General features: G+C 64.5%; 15 protein-coding genes. 9 read left to right on the top strand and 6 right to left on the bottom strand.

Annotated elements, in window-relative coordinates:
- Nucleotides 1-417: 417 nt before the first annotated feature.
- Entirely contained in the window at nt 418-885 is a 468-nt protein-coding gene (locus VGM71_RS11795) for a DUF1203 domain-containing protein (RefSeq protein WP_331545310.1), read from the bottom strand.
- A 162-nt stretch (nt 886-1047) separates the two neighbouring features.
- Between VGM71_RS11795 and VGM71_RS11790 the strand changes: the two genes are divergently transcribed.
- Nucleotides 1048-2508, top strand: coding sequence for a hypothetical protein (locus VGM71_RS11790; protein WP_331545308.1), 1461 nt, complete (start codon nt 1048-1050; stop codon nt 2506-2508).
- Between the two features lie 102 nt (nt 2509-2610).
- On the top strand, nt 2611-3915 hold the full coding sequence (locus tag VGM71_RS11785) for an NAD(P)/FAD-dependent oxidoreductase (protein ID WP_331545306.1): 1305 nt from the start codon (nt 2611-2613) through the stop codon (nt 3913-3915).
- 97 nt (nt 3916-4012) lie between these two features.
- Here the strand turns inward: VGM71_RS11785 and VGM71_RS11780 are convergent, their stop codons facing one another.
- From VGM71_RS11780 to VGM71_RS11770, 3 genes are all read right to left on the bottom strand, one after another.
- Nucleotides 4013-4876, bottom strand: coding sequence for an aldo/keto reductase (locus VGM71_RS11780; RefSeq protein ID WP_331545304.1), 864 nt, complete (start codon nt 4874-4876; stop codon nt 4013-4015).
- A gap of 112 nt (nt 4877-4988) precedes the next feature.
- Nucleotides 4989-7280: an ATP-binding protein gene (locus VGM71_RS11775; RefSeq protein WP_331545302.1), complete on the bottom strand. Its 2292-nt coding sequence runs from the start codon at nt 7278-7280 to the stop codon at nt 4989-4991.
- On the bottom strand, nt 7277-7927 hold the full coding sequence (locus VGM71_RS11770) for a response regulator transcription factor (RefSeq protein ID WP_331545300.1): 651 nt from the start codon (nt 7925-7927) through the stop codon (nt 7277-7279). Before VGM71_RS11770 ends, VGM71_RS11775 begins: the two co-directional genes overlap by 4 nt.
- Before the next feature lie 288 nt (nt 7928-8215).
- Here VGM71_RS11770 and tviB point away from each other — a divergent pair, with 288 nt between their 5' ends.
- The 5 genes from tviB (at nt 8216) to VGM71_RS11745 (ending at nt 14693) form a co-directional block, all read left to right on the top strand.
- Entirely contained in the window at nt 8216-9547 is a 1332-nt protein-coding gene (gene tviB / locus VGM71_RS11765) for a Vi polysaccharide biosynthesis UDP-N-acetylglucosamine C-6 dehydrogenase TviB (RefSeq protein ID WP_414675122.1), read from the top strand.
- 14 nt (nt 9548-9561) lie between these two features.
- Complete coding sequence (locus VGM71_RS11760) at nt 9562-10572, top strand: NAD-dependent epimerase (RefSeq protein WP_331545298.1); 1011 nt, start codon at nt 9562-9564, stop codon at nt 10570-10572.
- 33 nt (nt 10573-10605) lie between these two features.
- Nucleotides 10606-12270 carry a GMC family oxidoreductase gene (locus tag VGM71_RS11755; RefSeq protein WP_331545296.1) on the top strand — a complete coding sequence of 555 codons (1665 nt, stop codon included), beginning with the start codon at nt 10606-10608 and terminating at the stop codon, nt 12268-12270.
- 115 nt (nt 12271-12385) lie between these two features.
- A complete protein-coding gene (locus VGM71_RS11750) occupies nt 12386-13138 on the top strand; it encodes a 4'-phosphopantetheinyl transferase family protein (protein ID WP_331545294.1) in 753 nt (250 codons plus the stop codon).
- Between the two features lie 154 nt (nt 13139-13292).
- Nucleotides 13293-14693 carry a TIGR03013 family XrtA/PEP-CTERM system glycosyltransferase gene (locus VGM71_RS11745; protein ID WP_331545292.1) on the top strand — a complete coding sequence of 467 codons (1401 nt, stop codon included), beginning with the start codon at nt 13293-13295 and terminating at the stop codon, nt 14691-14693.
- 28 nt (nt 14694-14721) lie between these two features.
- Here VGM71_RS11745 and VGM71_RS11740 read toward each other — a convergent pair whose 3' ends face one another.
- On the bottom strand, nt 14722-15372 hold the full coding sequence (locus tag VGM71_RS11740; RefSeq protein WP_331545291.1) for a J domain-containing protein: 651 nt from the start codon (nt 15370-15372) through the stop codon (nt 14722-14724).
- A gap of 73 nt (nt 15373-15445) precedes the next feature.
- On the opposite strand from VGM71_RS11740, the gene VGM71_RS11735 reads away from it, so the two are divergent.
- A complete protein-coding gene (locus VGM71_RS11735) occupies nt 15446-16165 on the top strand; it encodes a hypothetical protein (protein WP_331545289.1) in 720 nt (239 codons plus the stop codon).
- A gap of 398 nt (nt 16166-16563) precedes the next feature.
- On the opposite strand, the gene VGM71_RS11730 is transcribed toward VGM71_RS11735, so the two are convergent.
- Nucleotides 16564-19086, bottom strand: coding sequence for an autotransporter outer membrane beta-barrel domain-containing protein (locus VGM71_RS11730; RefSeq protein ID WP_331545287.1), 2523 nt, complete (start codon nt 19084-19086; stop codon nt 16564-16566).
- A gap of 467 nt (nt 19087-19553) precedes the next feature.
- Here VGM71_RS11730 and VGM71_RS11725 point away from each other — a divergent pair, with 467 nt between their 5' ends.
- Nucleotides 19554-21746 (top strand): hypothetical protein, encoded by a 2193-nt coding sequence (locus VGM71_RS11725; protein WP_331545285.1) that lies wholly within the window; start codon nt 19554-19556, stop codon nt 21744-21746.
- The last annotated feature ends 75 nt before the right edge of the window (nt 21747-21821 follow it).

Genomic DNA, 21821 nt, shown 5'->3' with positions numbered 1-21821 from the left:
CCCTCCTTGCCGAACGCGGAGGACCTGTCTGAGCAGCGAGGGTGGGCACCAAGGTCTCCTGCGAGACGCTCAGGTGTAACGCGCCTTGGCGATACCGGGCGCGCGAACGCCACGGCGAGCCTGATCGAACCAGAGGCAGGGTCGTCATCTAAGGCGGTGCTGATCCCCGATAATGCGTGAAGAACCGAAAAAAAAGGTCAAAGTCACTTCATGACTCCGACCCTTTTTTTTCCTCCGACGGCAGCGAACACGCCCAGCACGGCACTTCCACCTGGCAACACACTTCCTCGTCCACGTGGATGAGGACGCCGGTGCCGTGGCAGATCGGGCAGACGGTAGGTTCGTTGTTGGCAGGCATGAAGGGCGCGTCCGTTTACGCAGGAACCCCTTTTATACGCCACCCCGTCGCCGGATGGATCAGGCCCGGTCCACGCGCGCCGCGAAGCAGCCGTAGCCTGCGTAGTGCGCGTGCAGGTAGCTGACCTTGTCCATGGCGAAGAGTTGGTCGATGGCGTCGGCCAATTGCTCACCGCGTACCACCCTGGCGTCGGCGATGTAGTGGTTGCTATCGAAGCCGCGCAGCGAAATGGTACGCACCCGCAGCGGCTCCGGGATCTCGTTGCACGCGTCGTACGGCACGGTGGCGCCTTCGCTGACGAAGATCGCATGGCAGGAACGGAACGGCGTATCCGCCGGCTGGTGCGTGTAGTTGAGCAGCAGCAGGGATTCGCCGCGACGCGCGTTGCGGAGCTCGATGCGCTCCGGGTAACCCGTATCGTCCGAAGCCTGCATGCGCACCACGCCGCGGGCCTTCAGCGCCGCTTCGTCCAGACCGTACAGGGGAATGAACGGCTTGGGGTCGAGACCGGTGATGCGGAAGGCCATGGCATGGCTCCTTGGTGTGGGGAATGGACCTATCGTCCACTTCCATGGCAACGCCGGCCATCCGGATCTTGCGCGCCCCTGCCGAAGGGCATGCGTGACCTTCGTACCTTGATTCTCCCCGGCCGCCTGCCGAAGATCGGTCCATCGCGCCAAGGAGACGCCATGATCCGCACATTCGCCGGACTGCTCTGCCTGCTTCCGCTTACCGCCATCGCCGCCACGCCCACCGTCACCGACTGGAGTACAGCCCTCCGAAAGGATGCGCAGGCGATGCACGATGACCTCGCCGCGAATCATCCCGGCCCCGTAGACCCGCTGAATCCCGCGTTCGCCAAAGCCAATGACCGCGGGCTGGCAACGGCGCTCGATCGTGCAAAACGAACCCATGACTTCGCCGGCTATTTCTACGCCATGCGGGCCTACGCGGGGAGCTTCGACGATGGGCACCTCTCTTTTTACGTGCCTGCTGAGGACCAACCGGCATTGCCGTGGCGCTGGCCGGGCTTCCTCACCGCCTTCGACCGCAAGGGCGCGCAGCGCGTGGTGACACGTGCCGGCGATGCACCGGTGCCGCTGGGTGCGACGCTGATTTCCTGTGAGGGCAAGCCTGCGGATCGCGTTGCAGCCGACAACATCGGCGGCCTCTTCGGACGCTGGCAATTGCGTGCACAACGCGTATCGCACGGTGGAACGCTGTTTCTAGACCACGCAAATCCGTGGATATCACGCCCTTCCCGGTGTGATTTCGACGTTAATGGCCGTTCCATCACGATAACGCTGGCCTGGCAGCCGATCGACACCCATTCGGTCGAGCAGCGCCTAAAGAGCACCTACCAGCGAGCGCACGAACCGATCGGCATTCGTACCTGGCCCGACGGCACGGTCTGGATCACGCTCAGCGACTTCGACGGCGAGCCTGGCGGCCCGGCGGCCAAGGCGCTGGGACCGTTGATCGCCCGTCTGCGCAAGGAGCGCGACACCTTCGTTTCCGCACCGCGCATCGTTCTGGACCTTCGCGGCAACAACGGCGGTTCGTCGGACTGGAGCCGCCAGATTGCCGAAGCGATCTGGGGCGAAGCCGCCGTGGCAGCGACCGACAAGGAAAGTATCGTGGACTGGCGTGCGTCGGTCGTGAACATTGCATCCATCCGGGAGTTCGGCGACGAACTGCGCAAGACACCAGGATCGTCAAAGCGCATGTTGCAATGGGCCGATGAGATCGTTGCAGGCATGAGCAAGGCCGTGACGGATGGAAAGCCGTACTGGCGCGCACCGCCGGACGTCGAGGCCAAGACCGCGCATCCCTCGCTGCCGGCTCCCAGGGCACGCATCTTCATGGTCACCGATAGCGGCTGCGGATCCGCCTGCCTGGACGCGGCGGACCTGTGGCTGGAACTGGGCGCCACCCACGTCGGTGCGGAAACCTCGGCGGACACCTTGTACATGGATATCCGCCGCACCACGCTGCCCAGCGGCGTCGGCCACCTCAATGCCGCCATGAAGGTGTACCGCGGCCGCACACGTGGCAACAACGTACCGCTGCTTCCGAAGTATCCCTATGACGGCAACCTGGTTGACACCGCGGTACTCGAACACTGGATCGTGTCGCTGCCAACACCGTAGGAGCCGCTACAGCGGCTCCTACGAGGCGTCGCGGCGCGCCTTCGCGATCAGGCAACGAAGGGGCCGGTATTCTCGTGCTCCAGACGACCTGGAGACGAATCCATGGCTACTCCGCAGAATCCCGGCGCCCATACCGTCGTCATCGTCGGTGGCGGTGCGGCCGGTATCGAGCTGGCGACGAAGCTGGGCAAACGGCATGACTTGATCGTGGTGCTGGTCGATCGCGACGCCAGTCATTTCTGGAAGCCAAGACTGCACGAGCTGGCCGCGGGCCTGCTCGGCGACGGCGAGGAAGCGGTGTCGTATCTCGCGCACGGGCAGGCTCATGGTTATCGCTATGAGCCGGGGGCGCTGAAGCGCATCGACGTCGACGCACGCAGCATCGCGCTGGATGAAGTACGCATGCCGGTGACGAATGAATTGATCCTGCCGCCGCGGTCGCTGCGTTACGACACCTTGGTGCTCGCGTTCGGCAGCCGCGTGAACGACTTCGGCACGCCTGGTGTCCTCGAGCACTGCGACATGCTCGACAGCCCGGCACAGGCCGTGGCGTTACGCCGGAAGATCCTTGCGCTGGCCTTGCGCAGCGCGGGCGATCCCGGGCAGCGGATCCGCATCGGTATCGTCGGTGCGGGCGCGACCGGTGTCGAACTGGCTGCCGAACTGCACCATGCCTTCAATGACATGCATCGCTACGGCGGCCTGAAGGGCACGTCGAAGCTGGACATCACGCTCATGGACATGGCGCCGCGCGTGCTGCCGGCGGTGGATCCACGAACGTCGGCCTCGGCGGAACGCATCCTCGAAGGCATGGGCGTCGATGTGCGTGTGGGGGTCGGCGTGGATGCCGTGGCGCCGCAAGCATTCCACCTCTCCGACGGCAATGTGGTTCCGTGCGATATCCGCGTCTGGGCGGCGGGCATCACGGGGCATGCCATGGTGGAAGGGCTTGGGCCGTTCCAGCTATCGAAGGACAAGCGGATCGTGGTGGACGAACGCCTGCGCGCGCAGGGCATGCCCCACGTCTACGCCGTCGGCGATTGTGCCTTCGCCAGACTGCCGCACGGCGGGACGGTGCCTCCCACCGCGCAGGCTGCTCACCAGCAAGCCAACTACCTCGCCCGCGCCCTGCCCAAGGCCATTCGGGGCGAGACCGTGGCCCCGTTCGTATATCACTCGAAGGGGACCCTGGTTTCGTTGGGCGAATTCAAGGCCACCGGCGAACTGCCGCCGGTGGTCGCTAAAGGTGGCACGCCTATCCCGATGCGCGGGTTGCTGGCGAAGGTCGTCTACGTGTCGCTGCAACACATGCACCGCGTCGCATTGCATGGATGGACGAAGGCGAACGCGCTGTGGCTGGCGGATTGGCTACGCGATACGACGCTACCACCGGTGAAATTGCATTGACTGTAGGAGCGCGCCTGCGCGCGACAGCTTCTCGCGAAAGACTATAGCTCCTCGCGAACGGCCGTCGCGCGCAAGGCGCGCTCCTACAAAGCGCGGTTTACTTCTTTACCGCGTGCTCCAGCGCCTCGAAGTCATCCTGTGACAGCTTCAACGAAGCGCCCTTGATGTTCTCCTCGAGATGGTCGGGGCTGCCGGTACCGGGGATCGGCAGCATCACCGGCGAGCGCTTCAGCAGCCACGCCAGGGCCACCTGGCTGTCGGTCGCACCGAGCTTCTTCGAGATGGAGGAAAGCACCGAGCCTTCCTTCGCCAGTTCGCCGGCAGCCAGCGGGAACCACGGAATGAACCCGATACCTTGTTCCGTGCAGTAGTCCAGCACCTCTTCACTCTGGCGGTTGCCCAGGTTGTAGAGGTTCTGCGCCGTGGTGACCTTGAAGAATGCCGCCGCGGCCTGGATCTCCTCGACGTTGACCTCGGAAAGACCCACATGACGGATGAGGCCTTCGTTCTGCATGTCGCGGATCGCGCCGAACTGCTCGTCTCGCGGCACCTTGGCGTCGATGCGATGCAGCTGCCACAGGTCGATGCGATCCACGCCCAGACGGCGCATGCTCATGAGTACGCACTGGCGCAGGTAGTCGGGCCGGCCCAGAGGAACCCATATGTCGGGACCATGACGGGTGAGACCACCCTTCGTCGCGATCACCATGCCCTTGTAAGGATGCAGGACCTCGCGGATAAGGTCCTCGCTCACGTACGGACCGTAACTGTCGGCCGTGTCGACGAGGTTCACGCCCAGGCCGGGCAACTTCTTCAGTGTTTCGCGTGCCGCCTTCGGATTAGCCGGGTCGCCCCAGATACCTTTGCCGGTGATGCGCATGGCGCCGAAGCCGAGGCGGTTGACCTCGAGATCGCCGCCGATCCTGAACGTGCCGCTTGCCGATGCGTCGGTGCTGCTCATGGGAAGACTCCGTTGAGTTGGATGAAGATTGTCATATCGACATTGGGACGGCGACGGAGGTCTAAAGACCCCGATGCAAGAATCGAAAAAAATCGCGGCCGCGGTCTTGGCGCTACAAGTGCCTGACGATGTCGTCCAGCAGCACGTCGATGTCGCCACGCGCTACCGGGCGGGCCAGCAGGAGGCGCTCTACCTGTTCCACGTCCCCGACCAGCGCCTGTTGCCCGAGTACGAGCGCGGCGCCCTTCAGGCGATGCGTGACATGCAGGGCGCGCTCGGGCGCGGCGTCCTGCAATGCCGCCCGGATGGCGGCGATATCTAGCAAGGCCTCCTCGCGAAAAGTGCGCTCGGCGATCGAGGTACCCGGTGCGCCGGCGATGGCGTCCCTGAGGCCGTCCAGCGACAATGGCTTGCCCAGTACCGTGTCGATCCCACTCTCCTCGCAGCGGCGGATATGCGCCTCGCCGTCATTCGCCGAGATGGCGATGAAGCGCGTATGCCCGCCGCCTGCCGCCAGCTCCCGGGCGCGCAGTTCGGCGGCGATGTCGTACCCCTGCATGTCCGGTAGTTCGCAATCCAGCAATACGCCGGCGAAACGCTCCGGCACGAAGGCATCGATCGCCGCCTGGCCATGGTCCACGGCGTAGGTGTCGTAGCCCAGGAACTTCAACTGCGCCGCGATGATCTGCCGGTTGGCGGGATGGTCTTCCACGAGCAGGATGGTTCCCTTCGTCTCCGCCGCTGCTTTCCTGGAATCTTCGGAGGCATCGTCGACCAGCGGGATCACGGGCATGCGACTGGTCGGCAATTCAATCCGCACCGCCGTTCCCGCACCGACATCGCTGCTCAGTTCCAGCCGCCCCCCGAGGTGGCGCACGATCTCGGCGCAGATACCGAGACCGAGGCCCGTGCCACCCAGACGCTTCGAGTGCGTGCCATGCGCCTGGGAAAAGGGCCGGAACAACTCGCGCTGTCGCTCCTGCGGAACGCCGATGCCGGTGTCGAATACCTCCAGCACGAGATGGCGGACCTCGGCGGTGGCCTCGTTCGCGGTCTGCCACAACGCGATACCCACGTGGCCGCTTTCGGTGAACTTCACCGCGTTGGACAGCAGGTTCTCCATGAGTTGGCGCACACGGGTCTCGTCGAGGAGCAGCCATGGCAACGGGCCCATGGGCAGGTCGAGGCGTACCGCCAGTCCCTTGTACTCGATGGCGTTACGCTGGCCGTCGATGACTTCCCGCGCCACGGAGACGACATCGCAGGCGGCGAGATCCGGCGTGAATCCTTCGTTCTCCGAACGGCTGTAATCGAGCGCGCTCTTCAGGAGATTCTGAAGGCTGCGGCTGCTCGACTGCGCGATCGCCATGAGATCTCGCTGCGCGCCGTCCATAGGCGTGCGCGACAGCAGGTCGACCGACGAGGTCACCGCGTTCACGGCATTGCGCACCTCGTGGCTCATCACCGCGAGGAGCATGGTCTTCTGCCGCTCGCCGCGTCGCGAAGCCAGCTGCGCGCGACGCAGCTGCCACAGGGCGAAGACGAGGACCACGATGAGCGCGACGCCGAGGCCGATCTCGATACGATAAGCCGACGCGACCTGCGACAGGGTCGGCGCGCGGAGATATGCGGTCTCGAGCCAGCGCTCGATCACAGCACGGTTGTCGTCGGGGCCGATGCTGCGCAGGCTGTCGTCGATGATGCCGAGAAGCTCGGGCGAATCCTTGCGGACCGCCACGCGCACGCTGATCGGCATTTCCGTCACATTCCCGGCGATGCGCAGGCTCAGCGCGTAGTCGCGCCGCACGATCGGGTGATAGGCCACGTCCACGCCGATGCCCGCGTCGGCGATCCCGCTCTCCACGGCGGCGAGTACCTGGTGGATGTCCGCGAGGGGCAGCCGCGAGATGGACGGGTGTTCGCGACGCAGCCACGACTCATAGACCCCTCCGCCCTTGAACGCGACGGTGCGGCCTTCCAGCGCATGCATGTCCAGTTCGGCCGGCCCCACCGTTCGGCTGACGATGACCGTGCGGCCGATATAGAACGGCTTGGAGGCCAGGGCCCGGTCGCCCACGTCTGCCGCGAGAAGGCGATCGCTGAGCGAGGGCAGCATGTCGATGCGCTGCTCGTTGAACGCACGAACCGACTCTTCCCAGGACTTCGTGCGCACCGTGACGAAGCGCAGGCCGGTATGCCGGGACACCAGTTCCAGATACTGGCTGACCAGGGGATTGCCCCAGTGGCCACCGATCTCCGAGCCCTGCTGCGGATCCACCGCGATGCGCAGGGTCGGGTGCGCGGCCGTCCAGCGCTTGCGCGCCTCCGCTTCCGGGTTAGGCGCTTCCGTCGCCGCGACGGCCAATGCGAACAGTCCGAGGACGACGACGAAGATCCGTCTCACGCGGCGCCGCCATCCAGCGCGAGTATGTATTCGCGAAGCAGGTAGAGTTCGTTGTCTGAGGAAATCCGCAATTTGCGGAAGGCCGCCGACTTCTGCGTGCTGATGGTCTTAAGGCTGCGCCCGGAGCGGGTGGCGATCTGGCCCACCGTGAGGCCCTCCAGCAACTGGCGGATCACCTCCCACTCGCGTGGCGACAAGGGCACCAGCGTCGGCCTTTCGTCGGTGTCGCCGGGCCGCTGCGGGAGGTACCCCCGGCCCGTCATGACCGCGTCGATGGCGAGGATCACGTCATCCGGCTCCTGGCTCTTGGCCACGAAGCCGTCGGCGCCAGCCTGGCGCAGGCTGTGGATCACCAGGCCCTGGTCGTACGCCGAAACCACGAGGATCTTCATCCTCGGATAGGACGCACGCAGCAACTTTATGAGGGCGATGCCGTCGATATCGTCGAGCGCGAGCGAGTAGTCGATGATGGCGACATCGACGGGCATGGTGGCGAGCATGGCGCGGAACGGACGACTGCTCGCATGGCTCCCGACGATCGTGATCGATGGGGATTTCTCAAGGTGCGCGATCAGCCCTTTAAGGACGAGCGCATGGTCGTCCAGCAAGGCCACGCGCACAGAGCCAATGTAGGATCGCGCGGACATGAGTGGACCAGATAGCCAATATTGTCTTTCAAATACCCCACGTTCGTGGGCGATGCGGGACGAACCATATCCCGGCCAGCAATCCTTGTAAACGTTCTCACTTTAGGCCTTAAGCCGGCTCCGGCTGCACGGTATCGGCCATTCGTCCACCTCCGTAAGCCATACAGGCAATTTCGGCGCGCGTTGCTACGCTTTCGTCGCCCCCGCCAGACGGGGTTTTTCGATGCCATAGGGGTAAACGCGGGCATGGACACAGAGAGCCGCAGAGAAGCCACCGGCCCGGCCGGCGTGGCTGAACCCACAGCGACCGCTCGCCCCTGGGATTCGCCCGGTGTTTTCGTGGCCCGCGCCCTGGAAACGGTCCGGGTGGGAATCGTCGGACTCGGTTACGTCGGGCTTCCGCTGGCGGTCGAGTTCGGCAAGCGCTATGCCACCCTGGGCTTCGACATCCGTTCCGAACGCATCGAGGAACTGCGCACCGGCCAGGACGCCACCCTCGAGGTGGACGCCGCCGAGCTCGCCGAGGCCGCTCGGCTCGGTTTCTCCTCGAACCTGGAGGATCTGGCAGCGTGCGACGTCTATATCGTCACCGTGCCCACCCCGATCGACGAGGCCCGCCGGCCCGACCTGACCCCGCTGGTCCGCGCCAGTGAAACCCTGGCGAAGGTTCTCAAGCGCGGTGACGTGGTCATCTACGAATCCACCGTCTATCCGGGTTGTACCGAGGAGGTCTGCGTACCGATCCTCGAACGCGGCTCAGGTCTTGTCTTCAACCAGGATTTCTTCGCGGGCTACAGCCCTGAGCGGATCAACCCGGGTGACAAGACTCACCGGGTAAGCAGCATTCTCAAGGTCACCTCCGGCTCCACGCCCGAGGCCGCGGACTTCGTGGATGCGCTGTACCGGTCGGTGATCGTCGCCGGCACCCATCGCGCCAGCTCGCTGAAAGTAGCCGAGGCCGCCAAGGTCATCGAGAACACCCAGCGCGACCTCAACATCGCCCTGGTGAACGACCTTGCCATCCTCTTCAACAAGCTAGGCATCGACACGCTGGAGGTGCTCGAGGCGGCCGGCACGAAGTGGAACTTCCTTCCTTTCCGCCCCGGCCTTGTCGGCGGCCACTGCATCAGCGTGGATCCCTACTACCTGACGCATAAGGCCCAGCAGGTCGGCCACCATCCGGACGTGATCCTGGCGGGGCGCCGCACCAACGACAGCATGGGCCCGTACATCGCCGGGGAGCTGGTGAAGCTGATGGTTCGCAAGGGCATCAACCCCGTGCACGCGCGCGTGCTCGTGCTGGGGTTGGCCTTCAAGGAAAACTGCCCGGACCTGCGCAATACCCGCGTGATCGACATCGTCGGTGCGCTGGGCGGCTACGGTGTCGCGGTGGACGTGCATGACCCCTGGGTGCGCGCGAGCGAGGCACGGCACGAGTACGACATCGACCCGGTGGATGAGCCGGCGCACGGTACCTACGACGCCGTCGTGGTTGCCGTGGGCCACCGCGAGTTCATTGCGCTGGGGGCGGAGGGCATTCGTGCTTTCGGCAAGCCCCTGTCGGTGGTGTACGACGTGAAGTACGTGCTGCCTCGGGACGCGGTGGATGGCCGGCTCTGACCCATGGACGCCGCATGAAGATCCTGGTCACCGGCACCGCGGGCTTCATCGGCTACCACGTGGCAACCCGCCTGCTGGAGCGCGGTGACGAAGTCGTTGGCGTGGACAATCTCTCCGACTATTACGACGTCGGACTGAAGAAGGCACGGCTGGCGCATTTCGAGGGCCGGGCCGGCTATACACACGTGCACGCCGACCTCTCCGATCGCGAGGCGATGGAACAGTTGTTCGCCATGCACCGTCCGCAGCGGGTCGTGCACCTCGCCGCACAGGCGGGTGTGCGCTATGCCGCGCTGAATCCGCATGTGTACGTGTCGAGCAACGTCACCGGCTTCCTCCATGTGCTGGAAGGCTGCCGCCAGACCGGCGTGGAACACCTGCTGTTCGCCTCGACCAGTTCGGTCTACGGCGCGAATACGCGCATGCCATTTTCGGAGCACCAGCCGACCGAGCACCCGCTGACGCTGTATGCCGCGACGAAGAAGGCCAATGAGCAGATGGCACATGCCTACGCCCATCTCTACGGCCTGCCCTGCACCGGGCTGCGCTTCTTCACGGTTTACGGCCCCTGGGGCCGCCCCGATATGGCCTTGTTCCTGTTCACCAGGGCGATCCTCGCGGGTGAGCCGGTCCGCGTGTTCAACCATGGCCGGCACAGACGCAGCTTTACCTACGTGGACGATATCGTCGACGGGATACTGGGCACGTTGGAGCGCGTTCCCGCAGCCGATCCGAACTGGTCGGGCGAGCGCCCCGACCCGGGCACCAGTGGCGTGGCGCCCTACCGGATATTCAACATCGGCAACGAAAAGCCGGTGGCATTGCTTCGCTACATCCAGGTTCTGGAAAAATGCCTTGGCCGGACGGCCCAGCTGGAAATGCTGCCCTTGCAGCCGGGCGATGTCCCCGATACCGAAGCCAACGTCTCCGCCCTTGTCCAAGCCACCGGCCACGCACCGAAGGTGGACGTACCGGAAGGCGTGGCCCGGTTCGTGGACTGGTACCGGGGATACTACCGTGCATAAGAAAAACAGCGCATTCGCGCGCGGAGACGTACCGTGATCATCGACTACCTCGACCGGTCTGCACCGGGCGACCTCCAGGCCGACCTGTGCATCGTGGGAGCGGGTCCCGCCGGCATTGCCATCGCGCGTGCGTTCATCGGCTCGTCGATCACGGTCTGCATGATCGAAGGCGGCGGTCTGGCCGGCGAGGATCGCAGCCAATCCCTTTATGACGGCGACTCGGCAGGCGACCTTCCGCTGGACGCGGGGACGTCGCGCATGCGTGTGTTCGGCGGCAGCTGCACCCTGTGGGGCGGTGGCTGCATTCCGTTCGCCGACAGCGACCTGGAAGCGCGCGACTGGGTGCCCGACAGCGGCTGGCCGCTGCGTTACGCCAACCTGGCGCCATGGTACGAGCGCGCCCGCGAGTTCTGCCAAATCGCGCCATCGCACGGCTTCGGGCCCGGCGCCTTCGATGGCCCGCCGCCACGCCAGCCGCTCGACCTCGATCCCGAGGCACTGGTGAATTTCATCTTCGCGCGCAGCCCGGTCACGTTCGGCGACGCTTACCGCGAGGAATTGGAGCAGGCGCCGAACGTGACCGTGCTGCTCCACGCGAACGTGATGGAACTCGAGTCGACGGCAGATGCCGGCACCGTGACCGGCGCCCGCATCGGTGCGCTTGACGGCCGGCGTGGCCGGGTGCGCGCGCGCCACTATGTGCTGGCGGCGGGCGGTATCGAGAATGCCCGCATCCTCCTGCTTTCCGACAGCGTGGCGACGGCCGGACTCGGCAATGATCGCGACGTGGTCGGACGCTATTTCATGGACCACCCCAGCGGCACCATCGGCAACGTGCACTCGAACGACCCGGATCGCCTCACCCGTCCCTACGAGCGCACCATCGGCAAGGTACGTGCCCCGTTGTCGCCCGAGATCGGTTTGTCCTTCGACGTGCAACGCGCGCATCGCAGCCTGAATGCACGAGTGCACCCGTTTCCGGTGGAAGGCCAGGTTCCGCGCGGCATCCGCGCGCTTCGCGACGTGCGCGCGGCGCTGCGGCCGCCTCGTCACAACGAAGCCACCCTGCTCGAGGCGCGGTTGTGCGCCGCCTTGCAGAACGGCCCCAACGGAGCCGCCGTAGCCGTCCAGCAGAACCTCGTCGTCAGCGCGATCCGGCTCGGCCTGCATATGGGCGACGTGGTGAAAGCCGTGGCGCAGAAGGTCGCCGACCGGCCCACCGTACGCAGCGACCGCGCGGAATTGGTCGGTTTCTTCGAGCAGGCACCGCAGCGCGACAGCCGCGTGACCCTCGGCGATCGAACCGATGCGCTTGGCCTGCGGCGCGTTCGCATCGACTGGCGGATCAACGACCTCGACCGGCATACATGGCGCACCACGACCCTGATCGCTGGAGAACGACTGGCTGCGGCGTGCGATGGACGCTTCGAGCCCGCGCCATGGGCCATCGGCGAAGCCGCGCCGGAAGTACACGGCACGGCGCACCACCTGGGTACGACGCGCATGTCCACGGACCCATCCACCGGTGTGGTCGATCCGGACGGCAAGGTACACGGCATGTCCAACCTGCACATCGCCGGCAGCTCGGTCTTTCCGACGGGCGGCTGGGCCTTCCCGACCTTCACCATCGTGGCCCTCAGCCTGCGCCTGGCCGAACAGCTTCGCGTGCTTCTGAGTGCAGGCGGAGGCCTCGTCTGATGTATCCGGCAGGAGCGCGCCCTGCGCGCGACATCTTTTCGCGGAGTGCCGGGGTTCGCGCGCCAGCTCCTGGGCTTGGCCTCAGAACATGTCGCGCGCATGGCGCGCTCCTACGATGAATCATCCCGCCACCTCCACCGCGCCTATATTCGAACGCAGCTTGAGGGAGGCGTTACGCAACGCCGGCTTCGTCTCCCCGCGCGCCGACCAGGCCAGCGTGCTGGTGTTCGACGCACGCAGCATGGGCGCGCACGTGGCAGACGCAGCGACCCTGCTGGATCTTCGCGAGCGCCATCGCGCGGCACGCTTCCGCTTCCGCCGCGACCGCGATACATACACGCTGGCCCACGCCGCATGGCGCGTGGCACTGGGTGCTTGTCTCGACATCGATCCGCGTGAAGTGCCGCTGACAACGACAGAAGAAGGCCAGCCACGCCTTGCCGGCACGGCCTTGTCGACCAGCCTTAGCCATAGCGGCGACCTGATCGCCCTCACCGTGTGCCCCGCGGCCACGGTGGGCGTGGACATCGAACAATGGCCCGCGCGCATCGATCTCGAATCACTGATGCCGATGTTCTGCACGCGCGAGGAGCATGCCGGGCTGGCGGACCTGGACGCGTCGCAAAGGACGCGCGCGCTGCTCGAGCTGTGGACCCGAAAGGAAGCCTTGCTCAAGGCGTTCGGCGTGGGCCTGCTGACCGACCCGTCGACGACACCCGCCCCTTCCAACCATCCGTTGATGCCACCCGCGAACGCCCTGCACTACCCGCCGTGTCATACGCGGAACCTGCGTGCGGGCAAGGATTGGGTTGCCGCGCTGGCCGCGCCGTCGGTGGTGCGCGATATCCGTCTTTGCCTCCTGCCCTGACGTTGCTCCTCCAAATACGTGTATCGGATTCGATACAGACGGCCATTCGGACTAGCCGTGTGCCGGCCGGAAGTGCAATCGACAGGTCCAGCCCCGCTCCCTAGCCTTTGCGTATCCGCATGCGGGACAACGCGTGCATCAAGGGGAACGAACGATGATCCGCCTGTTCAGACAGCCGATCGTGCGCTGGCTCACCCTGCTGGGTACCTGCGAACTGCTGTTGCTCGCCGCCTCGCTCAACGCGGCCACATGGATCCGCTTCGCTCCCTCGCCGGAGGATCTCGCCGCCTCGACCAATTCCCTGACGGCACGGGCCTCGATGTTCGCCATCGTGATCTTCCTCAGCATGGCAGCGCTCGGCGAATACCGTGCCACCTTGCGCATGAGCTGGCGCGGCCAGCTGGCGCGACACGCCATCGCCTTCGCTTTCGGTGGTCTGGCGCTGGTCGTCGGCTACTACGTGATTCCACAGGCGTACGTCGGCCGCGGCGTCCTCGCCATGGCCCTGGTCATCGCCTTTATCGCCACCGCCGCGTTCCGTGCGCTGTTCATGCGCCTGGTAGAGATGGAATCTCTGAAGCGCCGCGTGCTCGTGCTCGGCGCCGGCGAGCGCGCTGCACAGATCCACAACCGCATGCGCCGCCGCTCCGACCGGCGCGGTTTCAGCCTGCTCGGTTACGTGCATGGGCCGAGCGAGACAGTGGCGATTCCCAAGCATCTGCTGATCGAGCCGGCGGGGTCGCTTGCCGAACTGGCGCATCGGGAGAGGCTGGACGAGATCGTCGTGGGCGTGGACGACCGCCGCGGCAGCCTGCCGATGGACGACCTGCTCGCCTGCCGGCAGCTCGGCGTGCAGATCACCGACCTCACCACCTTCGTGGAGCGCGAGGCGGGACGCGTGCAATTAACCATGCTCGATCCGTCATGGCTGGTCTTCTCCGGCGGTTTCAACGCCACGCCGCTGGCGTTGTTCCTCAAGCGCGCCTTCGACCTCACCGCTTCGGCACTGATTGCCCTGCTCTGCTGGCCGATCATGCTGGGCGTGACGCTGGCCATCCGCATCGAATCGGGCCGCGGCCAGCCCATCCTCTATCGTCAGGAGCGCGTGGGCGAACATGGCCGCACCTTCTGGCTCTATAAATTCCGCAGCATGCGCACGGACGCGGAGATGGACGGTGTCGCTCGCTGGGCCTCGAGCAACGACGACCGCGTCACCCGCGTGGGCCGCATATGCCGCAAGCTGCGTTTCGACGAACTGCCGCAGCTATGGAACGTGATCCGCGGCGACATGAGCATCGTCGGCCCACGGCCGGAGCGTCCGCAATTCGTTTCCGACCTGCAGACCAAGATCCGCTTCTACAGCCTGCGGCACAGCATCAAGCCCGGCCTGGCCGGCTGGGCGCAACTCAGCTATCCATACGGCGCCTCCGAGGAGGACGCCGCGGAAAAGCTGAAATACGACCTGTTCTACGTGAAGAACCACAACCTCTTCCTCGACATGGTGATCCTGATCGAGACGGTGGAGGTGGTGCTGTTCGGCCGCGGGGCACGGTGACCGCACGCGCCATGAACGGGCGGATGCCTCAGGGGCGCGGGCGCGTCGAACCCGTGCGGAGCGCACCCAGCGGCGAGCTGTACCAGTCCACGACCGCTCCCTGCTCGAAGCGTACCCAGGACGGACCGTACTCCCATCGATCCTCGCCGCGACGCAATGGCTCGCCCTCGATCGCAACGACCTCTTCAGGAGTCATGCCGAGGATCAGCACGGATGCGGGTGTCGCCTCTTCCCTGACAGCCACCGTGACAGGGCCTCGCGCTTCAGTTTCCGGTACGGGCTCCGCCGGATACATCGACCAGGCGACGATCGCCGCGCCTACCCCCAGCGCCGCCAGCCACCAGCGCCTGGGACGCATGGCATGCGCAGGAGCGGCCACCGGGGTAGCCGCCATCGCCTCGACCGGCTCTGCTTCCAACGGCAGCGTTTCCACACGCGCAGGCACCGGTGCGCCGGGTAGACGCCCGTGCCGTCGATGGAAGTCCATCGCCGCACCGTATTGCCTGGTCAACCGCTGTAGCCGGGCCGCGGCGAGCAAGTCCGCACGCGAACCACTGCGGCGGTCGGGATGCCACATCGCCACGTTGCGGCGATATGCGCGCTTGAAATCCTCGAGCGAACAGCCCGGCTCCAGCCTCAGCTTGCCGTACAGATCGATGAAGTCGGTTTCGTCGGCCACGAGAGTATCCCCTGCATCCCCAAGCGTGGCTCATGCCTGTCACGCTTACAAGTATCACTTTTGGAGAACCGTCATGCCCTTTCGACCCCTCGCCGGACTGGCCGCGGCCCTGTTTTCCGTCCTGCCCGCTGTGACCTTCGCCGCCCCGCCGCCGTCGCTGGGGGCGCATGTCTTCCTCGGCCAGGGGGAAGGCCTCGGGGTGAGTCCGGCGGTGACCCGTGCTGTCGATACGCAAGCCACGGGCAGCGTCTTTATCGTGTTCAACGCCGGCTATGCGAACAACGCCGACATGCCCACCGACACTTACCACAACCGCTGGCGTGCGCTGGGGCGCGCCATGACCTATGCGGACTACGGCGACCGTTTCGACGTGAAGGCTTACATCGCGCTCGACGGCAAGGGTGGGCCGGAACATACGGTATCGATCCTAAAGCGCGGCGAACCTGCCGGCGAACTGTCGCTCCCGTTCGTCGAGGTCCGCAACGCCACCCGTGTACAGACGATGGCGCAGTCGTATGCCGCACCCGCGCTCGTGGTCGCCAGTGACGAGATCCATGTCGATGGCCCCGCCACGCTACTGGCGTTCTGGTGGGGCGACGGCGGCGTGAAGCAGATGACGGTCACGCCCGGCGACGGCTTTGAATTGATCGACGCGTTCGTCAAGCTGCCCGACGAAAGCGGTGTGCAGGGTGCCGTCGCGTGGCGCGAAGTGAAGGAAGCCGGCACCTATCGCGTGCATTGGACGGCGGCGCCTGTGCAAGGCGCGGCTCTTTGGATCATTGCGATCCGTTAGCGCCGTCGTATCAGGCACCCATTCACTTCAGCCAGTCAGCTGTCGTCCGGTTCCGGACAGCGTCTCAAAAATGCTACTTGCTAAAGTTCGCGCCACGCCGCGCTTTACGTCGCGAAGCGGACAAAATGCGCATGAATCGCGCTTCCGAGTGTCCGCAATCGGACGCCGACACCTACAACCATAGGTCTATTTTTCTTTTGATTACACAGGGATAGCCTAGCTCGACGATACCCCGAGTCGCGGCGGACAGAGTCATGGGACGCCAAGGATGAAGCAGGAGAAATCTGCACAGGGACGTGCCAGGAGGGAGGCGCAGGGAGCGCATCCGCTCGCGGCCCGAGGTGTCGGCCTTTCCATTGCCCCTGGGGGCGCATCCTGCGCCCCCGGACTGGGCAAACTCAAAAAGTAACGCGCACGCCCATGTTGCCGGCCCAGCCGCGCACGCCGTGACTGCCGACGAAGTGCTGATACGTGCCTTCGCCGTAGACCTGCACGTGGCGGCCCAGCTGGCTCACCGTGCCCGCGGCGACGCGATAGGAGTTTCCGATGCGCCCGGAGGCGAAACGATCGGCGATACCCCACTCATCGCTGGCGACATTCACGCCGGGATCGCCATGGCTCGTATGGGTGAGATCCACGCCCACATAAGGCATGAAGACCGGATTCGCCGTGCGTGAAAGACGGCCGCCCAGACGTGCGCTGGTCTGTTTTGCCGTGCCGAGCTTCACGGTGAGATTGTCGCCGTCGACGAAGTCACGGAAGGTCAGCTGTTGATGCTTCAGTTGGAAGCGCGGCTCGATGGTCCACTCGTTACCGAGTGCGAAGGGCATGCCCGCTTCCACCGACATCGTCCAGCCGTTGGCGTGGATGCGGCCGACATCGGATCCACGGAAGTCGGTGCCTACGTCGCCACGGTAGCGCGTCGCACCGACCACGCCATCGACCCAGAATCCGTTGCCATGCTGCCAGGTAATCCAGGCGCCCACGCCATTCGCGCGGTATTTCGCCGAACTGTTGCCATCGGCTGCCTTCGGCGTGACGCGCGTCGTGCCGTGGTCAGCGGCCCAGCCGACGCGCAGCGTACCGTTGTCGCCATCCAGCGCGATCAGGCTGCCGCCAAGCTGAAGCGCGTTCACCTGCTGGTCGAAATCGTAGCCATAGCGCTGGAACGACAGGTTGGACGTGTAACGGAGCTGCCCGCCAAGGTAGCGCGCGAATACTTCGCCGCCCACGGGGTCGTGCGACGTACCCTGGCGGATATCACCAAGGCGCTGGCGCAGCCCGTCGTTCATCATGTCGCCATAGGTGAGCAGCGCCGCCGGTGCCGAGAGATAGGACGGCAGCTGGGGAACCACGGCGATGCGACCGGGATCGGGAGTGCCTGGATCGACGGGGTCCGGGTTGGCGGGATCCGGATCGACGGGGTCCGGATTCTCCGGGTCCAACGGCGGACATTCGCCGTCGCACACGACCTTGCTGCCCAGACGGTAGTCCCAGTTCAGATTTCCCGACGGGAGGAGGTTCTGCGCCGGATCGGTTTCGCCGGGGCGGAAGGCATGCAGCGTGTACTGGTAAGGCCCCGCCGCGACATAGCCACCGCGCAGCAAGAAGGCATCGGCGCGCGAATCGCCACCCACCTGGATCAGCGAGATACCCTCGCCGGCGTCGATCAGGCCGTTACCGTTGCTGTCGGTATCTGCGCCGCCATCCGCGGAGATGACATCGACCAGTGTCGGTCCGGTCGTGGTCACGTTCCCCTCGATCAGCAGGCGATCGGTGGCCTGGTCCGCCAGCGCGCCGCCGGCATTCAACGTCGTGTTGAAACGGACCGCGACACCGGAGCCGGAGAAGTCGCCGCGCACCGCGATGCTTGAATGCGCACCGCCGGTTCGCGCCTGGAAGGCCAGGGTTGAATCGGTCAGGCCGATGGAGCCGACATCGGAGCTCCCGGTGACGAACCAGGTGGAACCCTGGACGAGCCCGAGCGAGTCCACTCCCTGCATCCGGCCGGTCACGCTGGCTCCAGCCTGCATCGCTATGTCGAAACGGCCGCCGGCGGAAACCATGTCGCCTACGATGCCGCTCGAATCGACGACCAGCTTCGTCTCGGCATTCGTGGCGACCTGCACCGCGACGCCATTGCCGCCCGTGACGGACGCGCCATTCGTAAGGAAGATCGTCGCCACGGTAGTGGCCTCCGCTCCTTGCGGTGAATCGACGAGGATGCCGGCGCCGCTCCCACCCGACACCAGCGCACCGTCGACGACCACGGCACGCCCCTGGTTCTCACCCGGCATGCGCGTGGTATCGATGATACGGATACCTTGTACTCCGCCATGGAGAACCGACCCGCCAGCCACCTCGATGCGCCCCGTCGCCAGGATCGCACCGCTGCCGCTGCTGCCGGTAACATTCGACCCCTGATCGATGCGTAGCATCCCGCCGCTGGTCATGAAGGCGCCGTCTGTCGCGCCCGTCAGCTGCGATGCATTCACAGTAGCCGAGGCTTGCGGAAAGCTCCCGGTCCCATATAGAAGGGAGAGTGCCCTTCCGGTCGTGTCCGTCACCCGCGAATGCTCGATCAACGCACTGGCGCCCTGGGCACCGGCGCCGCTGAGCCGGATCGCAGCGAGCCCGAGGATGGCCGAATTCGTGCTGGCCGTAACCGTCCCACCGAACACGCTCACGTAACCGCCGTCGCTGGCTGAAATCCGACCGGTCGCACCGCCGTCGATGACATTGAGCACTGCACGGTTACTGACCGTCCAGTCTTCTACAGGCGAGCCAAGTCCCACCTGCGCCGTTTGTCCCGGCCCACTGATGACACCTGCATATGCGGCATGCCACGGTGCCGCCATCGAGAAGATCGCTAACGCGTAAGTCTGCGTACGCGACAGCATGCCACAAGGCGTCGGCTTCATTTTATATCCTCGGTAACGTATTGCGAGCGACGTCTGTCGGCCGTGTTTTCTGGACGCGGTGACCCGCCCTGAGCGGCGAGCAAAGTAGACGCAATGGAAGGCCGGGATTCTTTCACGTCCTTGCCAGCTGCGGAACGGGGTGTAGTCCTAAAATGCCCACACACATGAAGCCAACCTCCCTGCCCCACCCGGGCGCAATCGCCCCTAATGATGAGATGCCTCATTGGCTACCTAAGTGCCGCGTCATGAATGTTCGGTGAAACTGGCCGAATACGCGCTATCCGTGACTCAAGCTCCCCTACCCGATCGGGAATCGCCGCGCATCCACGCCTACAACGTCCGGCATATATTCATCGATTGCAGGAACGCTTAGCGTAGCGATGCCTCGCGCGACGCGAAAGAACAAGACCGTCATGTATCGCTAGGTTTTCACACAGGGATTCGTCACATCGACTTAAGGAAAAGTCATGAAATTCAAAGCATCAACTTTCCAGTCTGCCGCCGACGTCAAGCAAGGAAAGCGTGAGGCCCTTCGCGAGCGTGAGGAGCTCGCGATCATCGTCAATTCGATGAATTCGAGGACCGACCCGTACGAACTCGTCGACATCGATCCGGAAATCGCCGTTGCGCTCGACATCATTGGCAATGACGATCAGCCGGATGGCGCCAAGAAAGTCCTTCCTGTCGCACTGCTCGATCAAACCATCACGATCAGTTGCCCGAAGATTGCGAATGCCTCGGATGACGATCAGGCCTATGCCTTCCTCGTGACAAAAGGCGACGATCCGGAGGAACCAGCAGATATCATCGCTTTTAGTGACATCGTCAATTCCGTAGATTTCCCTGCAGACCTGGAAATGGATTTCGATGTCTCGCAGCTAGGTATAACTGCAGGGCAGAACGTGGAGTACGACCTCTACGTCGGCCAGGGTAGCGACATCAGCAATCCCTACATATCCAACGTCTATCGCATCCGGTTCGATGCGAGAGTACCGGGAAACGTTCCCGACTTCTCCCACGTTCTGCTTCCCGACGAATACATCGACAATGGCGTCACCCGGGCGCAGATCATAGCGGATGGCGGATTCATGGCAACGATCCAGGCCTACTTTGGGCACGAGCCTGACGACGAAACCTCGTTGGTCTTCACGACGATACCCGGCGGCGAGGTTTACGAGTATGCGACGGGCAGAATTCCCGAACCCGCACATGTCCTCCCCGTGCAGGTACCACTGGAGTTCTTTGAAGACAACGACATTGATGTCCGGGTCAGTATCGCGCTGAAGGCTCGCGACGTCGCCGGAAACGAAAACACGGGTCAGGCACACGAGGTCAATCTTCTCATCGCGAGTTCCCCTTCTGCGCTCCAGGCGCTCGAAGTGCCGCTTCATGATGACGATACGTTGCCGCTCCTCATCGACCTTGCGGATTCGCGCACCCCCCCGAGCTACATCGTCCCGTATTACGACGCACCGGTGGCCGGCGACCTGTTGCGAGTAAAAATCAATGGCGACATCCTGCTTAATACCGTCCCGGCGATCGTCGGGGCCCCGGGGGACGATGTGGCCACCGGTCCTATTCCAACGGACCTGATCGTATCGCTTGGTTCGGGCACCGATGGTCGTTTTACCTTCGCCATTGACTACGATCTTCTCCGCAATGGTTTCACCATTCCCGCGTCGCTACCGAGGACGATTGCCGTCGATCTGCGAGCGTCCGGATGGGAAACGGAACTTCTGCCGGGCAGCATCCGGGGACCGAACAGCCTTGTCGACAACGACATCGTTCCTGCGGATTCGACCGGACCACTCACCGGAACCATCCCACATCTCGCCCTGGACGGCAGCGAGGCGTTCGAGACCAACGATCGCGTCACCCTCTACAAAGTCAATATGGATGGAACGGGTCCTGTCACGATCGGACCGCCGAGGTCGGCGATTGCCGGTAGCGACCTGGCCTATCCTGTCGATGCCGGCGCGCTGGTCGATGGCAGCAACTATGTCCGTTATGACAACTTCCGTGCACATACCGGTGGGGCTACCAACACCGAACTCTCTCCCATCTGGCTGGTCACCGTCGCTGCAAGTACCGGGCTTCCGGGCGGGGGCAATCCTATTCCGTTCAACCATTGGTTGTTCCGCGATGCCCGGCAGAGGATCGTTAGCCCTGGCATCATCCAACCGTCCATGAATCTCCGCCGCGCCCGCGGCAACACGAACGACGGCACCAGGTTCTCGGGAGTCATCGTGCGCATCCATCACTACGCAAACATGGCAGCGGGCGACAGCATCGTCGTGACTGTCGATGGCTACGACAATCGTACCGGAACCGGCACACCCGCGTTCACTGAGGCTCTGCCCCCATACCTGGTCACCGACTTCGATGCCGGCGGGACCAAGGTGACCGCGATCCCCGAGGATGCCCTCAACGGGAACGAACTTCCGCCGTTCGCGGAAGAACCGCCGCCGGCCAATGAAGAAAAACGATTCGCGGACATCGTCATTCCGTACGATCCGATCATCCGCATGCTCAATGCGGACGGGAACATCGGTCGTGGCTCCATCAGGGTGCGTTTCGCAATCGCCAACGATGTCGGCTCTGGCGTGTCCGATGCAGTGAACACTCTCTTCCTCGATGTTGATGCACGCACGGCCACCTGATCGAAGCAGAAGAAAGGTTTTCCATCTGAGCAAGGACCACTCGCCCTGCGGCGAGTGGTCCTCCAAAGGAGGCTC

It is taken from the genome of Luteibacter sp. (assembly GCF_036499525.1).
Classification (GTDB): domain Bacteria; phylum Pseudomonadota; class Gammaproteobacteria; order Xanthomonadales; family Rhodanobacteraceae; genus Luteibacter.
This window is presented reverse-complemented; position numbering and strand designations above follow the sequence as displayed.

Coding starts and splice junctions, on each gene's coding strand:
- VGM71_RS11785 (WP_331545306.1), top strand. CDS start 2,611: ATGGCTACTCCGCAGAATCCCGGCGCCCATACCGTCGTCATCGTCGGT.
- VGM71_RS11745 (WP_331545292.1), top strand. CDS start 13,293: ATGATCCGCCTGTTCAGACAGCCGATCGTGCGCTGGCTCACCCTGCTG.
- VGM71_RS11790 (WP_331545308.1), top strand. CDS start 1,048: ATGATCCGCACATTCGCCGGACTGCTCTGCCTGCTTCCGCTTACCGCC.
- VGM71_RS11735 (WP_331545289.1), top strand. CDS start 15,446: ATGCCCTTTCGACCCCTCGCCGGACTGGCCGCGGCCCTGTTTTCCGTC.
- VGM71_RS11760 (WP_331545298.1), top strand. CDS start 9,562: ATGAAGATCCTGGTCACCGGCACCGCGGGCTTCATCGGCTACCACGTG.
- VGM71_RS11770 (WP_331545300.1), bottom strand. CDS start 7,927: ATGTCCGCGCGATCCTACATTGGCTCTGTGCGCGTGGCCTTGCTGGAC.
- VGM71_RS11750 (WP_331545294.1), top strand. CDS start 12,386: ATGAATCATCCCGCCACCTCCACCGCGCCTATATTCGAACGCAGCTTG.
- VGM71_RS11725 (WP_331545285.1), top strand. CDS start 19,554: ATGAAATTCAAAGCATCAACTTTCCAGTCTGCCGCCGACGTCAAGCAA.
- VGM71_RS11730 (WP_331545287.1), bottom strand. CDS start 19,086: ATGAAGCCGACGCCTTGTGGCATGCTGTCGCGTACGCAGACTTACGCG.
- VGM71_RS11795 (WP_331545310.1), bottom strand. CDS start 885: ATGGCCTTCCGCATCACCGGTCTCGACCCCAAGCCGTTCATTCCCCTG.
- VGM71_RS11780 (WP_331545304.1), bottom strand. CDS start 4,876: ATGAGCAGCACCGACGCATCGGCAAGCGGCACGTTCAGGATCGGCGGC.